The organism is Bacillus sp. LL01, assembly GCF_001037965.1.
The window spans coordinates 1-6,677 of sequence record NZ_LFEL01000086.1 but is presented as its reverse complement, the minus strand read 5'-3'; the positions used below and the strand labels follow the sequence as shown (position 1 = coordinate 6,677).

Genomic DNA, 6,677 nt, shown 5'->3' with positions numbered 1-6,677 from the left:
CTATTTATTACTCAATCGCCCCTACTTCTTTCAAATAACGTTCTGCTCCTGGGTGGAACGGAATTGGCATACCTACATCTACAGTATCTAATGTAATTTCTTGAGCTGCATTATGAGAGCCTTGAATCTTATCAATGTTCTCAAATAGTGTTTTTGTGATTTCATAAGCTGCATCATCTGAAATTTCACTTGAAATAATTAATAAGTTTGTGATCGCAGCCGTTGGAATATCTTCTTCATTATCATATGAACCTGCAGGAATTGCCTCTGCAGAGAAKAATGGATAATTTTCTTCTAGGTATTCCATTGCTTCCCCTTCAATAGGAATGATCTTCGCATTATGAGTAGTGTCTAGATCAATAACTGTTGCGTTTGGTACACCACTTGTTACGAATGCTGCATCAATCATGCCGTTTTTAATTTGGTCAATCGCTTCACTATRAGAAAGATAATCTTCGTTAATGTCGTCATAGCTCATTCCATGGGCTTCTAATACCATACGAGCATTTAATTCAACACCAGAATTCGGAGCACCAACCCCTACACTTTTTCCTTTTAAGTCTTCCACACTTTCAATTCCTGTATCTTCTGTTGTTACAACTTGAACGAAGTTAGGATAAAGTGCTGCTAGACCAGCCATCGATTCGATAGGGTCTTTCCCTTCAAATTCTCCACTTCCTTCATATGCTTGAAGAACTGAATCTGCCATTGTAATCGCAAGTTCTGCACGGCCAGTATCAATTAAGTTAACGTTCTCCACTGATGCCCCTGTTGCTTGTACTGAAGAATCAATTCCTAATTCTGATTCGAGAATCGTTGAAATCGCGCCACCGATAGGATAATACACCCCAGAAGTTCCACCAGTTGCTACTGTTACGAATAAGTCACTTAAATCTGCACCCTCAGTTTGCTCACCAGCATCTGCATTATCACCTGCTGTGTCATTTTCTGTATTCGCATCGTCTCCACCACATGCCGCAAGCACTAGTAAAGATGCCATGGATAAACTTGCAATAAATTTTTTCATTATAATACCCCCAATTGTTTTTGTACACTTATTTACTAATGCAAGTAGTGTGCCAATTTTTAAAATAGCCAGTTTGTTAGCGCTTACAGTATTTCTTGCAACTCAAACACAAAAAACACCGGCAAAAAATGCCGGTGTTGCATTTTTTGCCGGTTTAATGAATTTAAGTAGACGCGTATAGCTTTAATTTATCTCGTAGACTTCTTTCGCTAATCTCTAACATTTCTGCAGTTCTCTTTCGATGACCTTCGTTATAATCAAGAGTTTCTAGAATGAACTGCCTTTCCAGCTCTTTTAAAGATAGACCAACGAAAGATGAAAGATCATTTTGCTCTGATCGTATGATTGTTTTCTTCGACCTTAAATGAATCGGCAAATCTTCTACTTCTATCGTTGTTTCATTGGCAAAAACCATGGCTGATTCTAAGATGTTAGCAAGTTCACGAATGTTACCAGGATAAGAATAAGAAGATAAAATCTGATAGGCTTCCTTTGAGATGCCAGTGATCTCACTATTCATTTCCTTATTAAATAATTTGATTAAATGCGATACCAATAGCTTCAAATCGTCAATTCGCTCCCGTAGGGGTGGTAATAAAATTGGGATAACATGAAGCCGAAAGTAAAGATCTTCCCTAAACTCTCCTTGTCTAACCGCTTCTTCTAAATCTTTATTTGTAGCAGCAATAACTCGTACATTTAACGATTGCATCACATTAGAACCGAGCTTCGTTACTTCCTTACGTTGTAGGACCCGTAAAAGTTTCGCTTGTAGGGCAAGAGGCATGTCCCCAATTTCATCTAGAAAAATGGATCCTCCGTTCGCTAATTGAAACTTTCCATCTTTTGAGGAAACAGCCCCTGTAAATGCTCCCTTTTCATATCCAAACAGTTCACTTTCTAAAAGGTGCTCAGGGATTGCAGCGCAGTTGACCGTTTCTAGATGCTGTTGTTTTCTCTTGCCAGAATAGTGAATGGCACGTGCTACCAACTCTTTCCCTGTTCCACTCTCCCCCATAATTAAGACATTCGAATCAACGTCTTTCACTTTATYAATCAAGCGATACACACGCTGCATTGATTCACTTTGACCAATCAATTCCTCGTAACTATACTTCTTCTCAAGTTCTTGACTTAAATGTTCCACTTGATCATGTAAATATTTAAAGTGTAGAGCTTGCTTAATGACCGACTCTAATTCATCCATATTAATTGGTTTCGTTAAATAGGAGTAAGCACCTACTTGAAGSGCTTTTACCGATGAAGAGATCGTGCCATATGCGGTAATCATAATAACTAGAAGTTCGGGATGTTCTTCTTTTAAACTTTTCAATACATCTAAACCATCCACTGCCCCTATCTTCAGATCTAATAAAACCAAATCAGGGCTTGTGGATTTAACTAACTTTTGACCTTCACTTGGATCAGTTGTTGCCTCAACATAGTAGTCATCTTCTAAGGCAAACGTTAATGAAGAACAAATGGAAGCCTCATCATCAATGATTAAGATTTTCTTCATGATTTTCGCTCCTAAATTGTAGTATCATCTTTGTACCACTATCTATTTTACTATCGATCAACAACCGCCCCTCATTATCTTGTACATATTGATGAGTAATCGCTAAACCAAGTCCTGTCCCCTTAGCTTTCGTTGTATAAAATGGCTCTAATATCTTTTCCTGTTGCTTATCCGTCATACCAATCCCGTTATCTTCTATTACTAGGACAACCATTGTTTCCTTTTTCGATAATCGTAAAACAAGTTCGCCACTTCTATGTTCTATTACTTCCTCAATAGCATCAATTCCATTAATCATTAAATTGATAATGACTTGTTTCACTTGATTGGGGTTAGCGTAAATGAATACATCATTGATGAGATCTAACTTTAATACGATTCCTTTATTAAGCAGTGTCCTCTCAAATAAGATGGCACAATCTTGGACAAGTTCTGTTAGATGAACCGATTCTTTTTCCTGTTGTCTCGGTCTAGCATAATCAATCAAACCTTCAATAAGTTGGCTCACTCGATCAATTTCTTTTGGAACATAGGTAGAAATCTCACGTTGGAAACGTTCATTATGGAACTTTTTCGGTATTAATTCAGCAAATGTTTTGATGGATGTAAGAGGATTACGAATTTCATGAGCGATTCCTGCTACAACCCGACTTAATGCCTGATTTTTTTCTTGTTCAAACACTTGAAGACGCATTTTCCTCTCTTCTGTAATATCTTCAAACGTCACGATGAGCCCGATTAATTGATGCTTAATATTAAAGAGTGGATAGACATAATAACGTAGATCATACTCTCTATTATCTGAACGCTTCCATATTGTTTCTTTTCCTAAAATTGACTTTTTCTCTTGGAAGACTTGATCAAAGTGCGACTCAAGAAGTTGCGTTAATAACAAAACGTCTTGATAAGGTTTTGTTAGAAGATCGTTTTTTTCACCTGCTATAAGGAGAGCTTTTGTATTTACTGATGTGATTAATCCATCTTCATTTACCGTCACAATGCCACGAGGTGAACTATCTAGAATCTGCCTTTGGTATTCGTCGCTGTTTTTCGTTTGAGTAATTTGTTCTTGTAACGTTTCATTTAATTCTTTTAATACATGTGTTTTCTTCTCTACCTCAGCTTGCAAACGTCGATTCCACCTAATAGCTAAAAACGTAATCGCAAGAACACCTAATAAAAGGCCTACGGTAATTCGAACTGCTAGCCACAGTCTTTCTGTTAACAGATTTTCATTTCCAAACCACCTTTCATGAATATCTGCGTATATACCTTCCTTTTTAACGGTCCTAATCGCTCTATTTAATTCGTCTAATAATTCATTACGGTCTCTAGCTACAGCCATAGCATAATCAATCGGTAAGAGGTAATTACCGACAATTCGGAAATTATTATTCATTTGAGTTTCTTCTATTAAATAATCAGCCGTTAATACATTCCCTACAAATGCATCAGAGCGTCCCATCAGTAAAAGCCGCATCGCTGTTCGTTGGTTACTCGCAACATGATATTGAATTCGTCGAATAGTACGAAGGAACTCATATTCCGTTGTTTCTTTTTGCAAAGCAGTCTTTACGTTTGTTAATTGAGAGATACCTTCAATCTCATGATTATCGCTCCGAACGACTAGCCCAACAGAAGTATGTAAGACCGAATCTGTATACTCCATAGTAGCTGTTCGTTGTTCATGAAAAGAAGCAGATAATACCATGTCCACTTTGTCCTCTTCAAGCGCAAGGAACGCTTCTTCTTGGGTCATCGGGTAATAGATCAAATCTTTTTCCAAATATCGATTTAACTCCTCCATTAAATCAATTAAGAAACCTTGATGTTGACCCTCCTCTTGCATATGAATGGGAGGCAAGTTAGGGTCGTATGCAATTCTCAGCGGCTCTTTTGCGTGAACTATCATTGGTATTGTGAWCACTGAGAGGAACAGGAGGAAAGAGATGAAATTTCGAATATTCATATTGTATCCCCTTACAATTTTCTCATAAAAAAGGTGACTCATTTAATGTATTATTTCGTATKAACATTTCTCATGTTGCCTAAACGTATGGTATCATACACTACGTAAGGAAAACAGAGAATTGAGGGATAAACCAATGAAAACCGTCGTCACGACGTTGAACGCTAAATATATTCACACATGTTTGGCTTTGCGCTGTTTAAAGGCCTATGCAGAGCCAGAGTTCCCTATAGAAATGGTAGAATATACGATCAAAGACCCTATTATGAATATCGTTTCCGATTTATTTGAACGAAAGCCTGATGTTATCGGCTTTAGTTGCTATATTTGGAATATTGAAGAGACATTAAAAGTAATTGAAATGCTAAGAAAAGTCATGCCTGAAACCAAAATCGTCTTAGGTGGACCGGAAGTGTCCTATGACACGAAAGAATGGCTTGAAACGACTGCTGATGCTGACTTCATCGTAGTCGGTGAAGGGGAAGAAACGTTTAAACAATTACTTGAAGAATTAAGTACTACCTCTAAATTCCATATGGTATTTGGCTTAGCTTACCGTAAAGGAGAGGAAGTGATTATAAACGCTCCTCGTCCTAAATTGAAATTAGATGACATCCCTACCCCTTATCGATTCGATGAGGATCTAGCCGGGCTCACCAAACGAGTAACGTATTTTGAAACGAGTAGAGGTTGCCCATATAGTTGTCAATTTTGCTTGTCTTCTATTGAAGTAGGAGTTCGCTATGTTGATATCGATCGTGTTAAAAGTGACCTTCTGTTTCTTATTGAAAATGGTACGAAGCTAATTAAATTTGTCGACCGGACATTCAACATTAAAAGAGATTACGCACTTGAGATCTTCCAATTTTTGATTGATAACCATCAAGGATGTGTGTTCCAATTTGAAATTACTGCTGACATTATGCGTCCTGAAGTCCTTGAATTTCTTAATGAGCATGCACCAAAAGGGATTTTCCGCTTTGAAATTGGGGTCCAATCAACAAATGATGCAACAAATGAATTAGTTCAGCGTCGTCAAAACTTCCAAAAGCTCACCCGTACTGTCACAATGGTAAAAGAGGGTGGGAAGATTGACCAACACTTAGATTTAATTGCAGGTCTTCCTGAAGAAGATTACCATTCATTCCGAAATACATTTAATGATGTATTTGCACTTAGGGCTGAAGAACTTCAGCTCGGATTTTTAAAAATGCTTCGCGGAACTGGTTTGCGTTTACGAGCAGAAGATCATCAATATGTATATATGAATCATGCTCCGTATGAGATTCTCTGCAATAACATTTTACCATTCTCAGATATTGTTCGAATCAAACGAGTTGAGGATGTCTTAGAAAAATACTGGAATGATCATAGGATGGATATGACGATTAACTATTTAGTGGAAAAAGAATTTGCTTCTCCTTTTGATTTTTTCCAAGAGTTTGGAGACTATTGGGAATCAAAAGGTTGGTCAAGAATTGGTCATCAACTTGAAGATCTCTTTACAAGACTTTATGAATTTTTAGAAGCTAGAGATACACAAAACCTTCAAATCATTAGAGGTTTAATGATGGTTGATTACTTCAAAAATCACAAACATAAACCACGTAAAACATGGTGGGGCTTCTCGCTTTCAAAAGAGCAACAAAGCTCCTATTTACGTGAGTTAGCAGATCAACCGCAAAGAGTAAATGAAGATTTCGCTTCTTTACAACTTAATGAAAAAGACCTGCACAAACACACAATGATTGAGGTCTTACCATTCTCCCTTGATTCCTTCACAGAAGACGATGCAATCGTAGATAAACATGAATTATTAATTGCTTACTTTAACCCTAAGTCACAACAAACTTCGTTATTTACTACTTCACTTGTTCCATCAACGATGAAGTAATTGCCACGATAATGAAAGAGCCAATGCAGAAGATGCATTGGCTCTTTTGCACTTTGGTTGGGTTTATTCTTATATTATGTAATAATAAATGAATCAGTTCTGAATTAAGAGGAGGATCCTTCATGAATGCTATTATTAACACACAACATAAACATCGCTCCTATCGTTCCTATTCTTCTAAAGCGATCGAGGAAGAAAAACTTAACGCTATTATTTCAGCTGCCCAATCAGCCCCCTCTTGGATAAACGGCCAACAGGTTTCTATTAT

General features: G+C 37.3%; 5 protein-coding genes. 2 read left to right on the top strand and 3 right to left on the bottom strand.

Features of this window, described 5'->3' with window-relative positions:
- Positions 1-7: 7 nt before the first annotated feature.
- The 3 genes from AB685_RS24880 to AB685_RS24870 all read right to left on the bottom strand — a co-directional run bounded on the left by AB685_RS24880 (position 8) and on the right by AB685_RS24870 (position 4,458).
- Entirely contained in the window at positions 8-1,027 is a 1,020-nt protein-coding gene (locus AB685_RS24880) for a TAXI family TRAP transporter solute-binding subunit (RefSeq protein ID WP_047973275.1), read from the bottom strand.
- A 163-nt stretch (positions 1,028-1,190) separates the two neighbouring features.
- Positions 1,191-2,546 (bottom strand): sigma-54 dependent transcriptional regulator, encoded by a 1,356-nt coding sequence (locus tag AB685_RS24875; protein WP_047973274.1) that lies wholly within the window; start codon positions 2,544-2,546, stop codon positions 1,191-1,193.
- Positions 2,524-4,458 (bottom strand): transporter substrate-binding domain-containing protein, encoded by a 1,935-nt coding sequence (locus AB685_RS24870; RefSeq protein WP_128755941.1) that lies wholly within the window; start codon positions 4,456-4,458, stop codon positions 2,524-2,526. The genes AB685_RS24875 and AB685_RS24870 overlap by 23 nt, the downstream gene beginning before the upstream one ends.
- Before the next feature lie 193 nt (positions 4,459-4,651).
- On the opposite strand from AB685_RS24870, the gene AB685_RS24865 reads away from it, so the two are divergent.
- Positions 4,652-6,409 (top strand): B12-binding domain-containing radical SAM protein, encoded by a 1,758-nt coding sequence (locus AB685_RS24865; RefSeq protein ID WP_047973272.1) that lies wholly within the window; start codon positions 4,652-4,654, stop codon positions 6,407-6,409.
- 122 nt (positions 6,410-6,531) lie between these two features.
- Positions 6,532-6,677, top strand: a 146-nt coding sequence (locus AB685_RS24860; protein ID WP_047973271.1) for a nitroreductase family protein, incomplete at its 3' end; no start/stop codon positions are given.

Bases quoted from the DNA above. Each gene is read 5' to 3' on its own strand.
- AB685_RS24870 (WP_128755941.1), bottom strand. From the start codon at position 4,458: ATGATAGTTCACGCAAAAGAGCCGCTGAGAATTGCATACGACCCTAAC.
- AB685_RS24865 (WP_047973272.1), top strand. From the start codon at position 4,652: ATGAAAACCGTCGTCACGACGTTGAACGCTAAATATATTCACACATGT.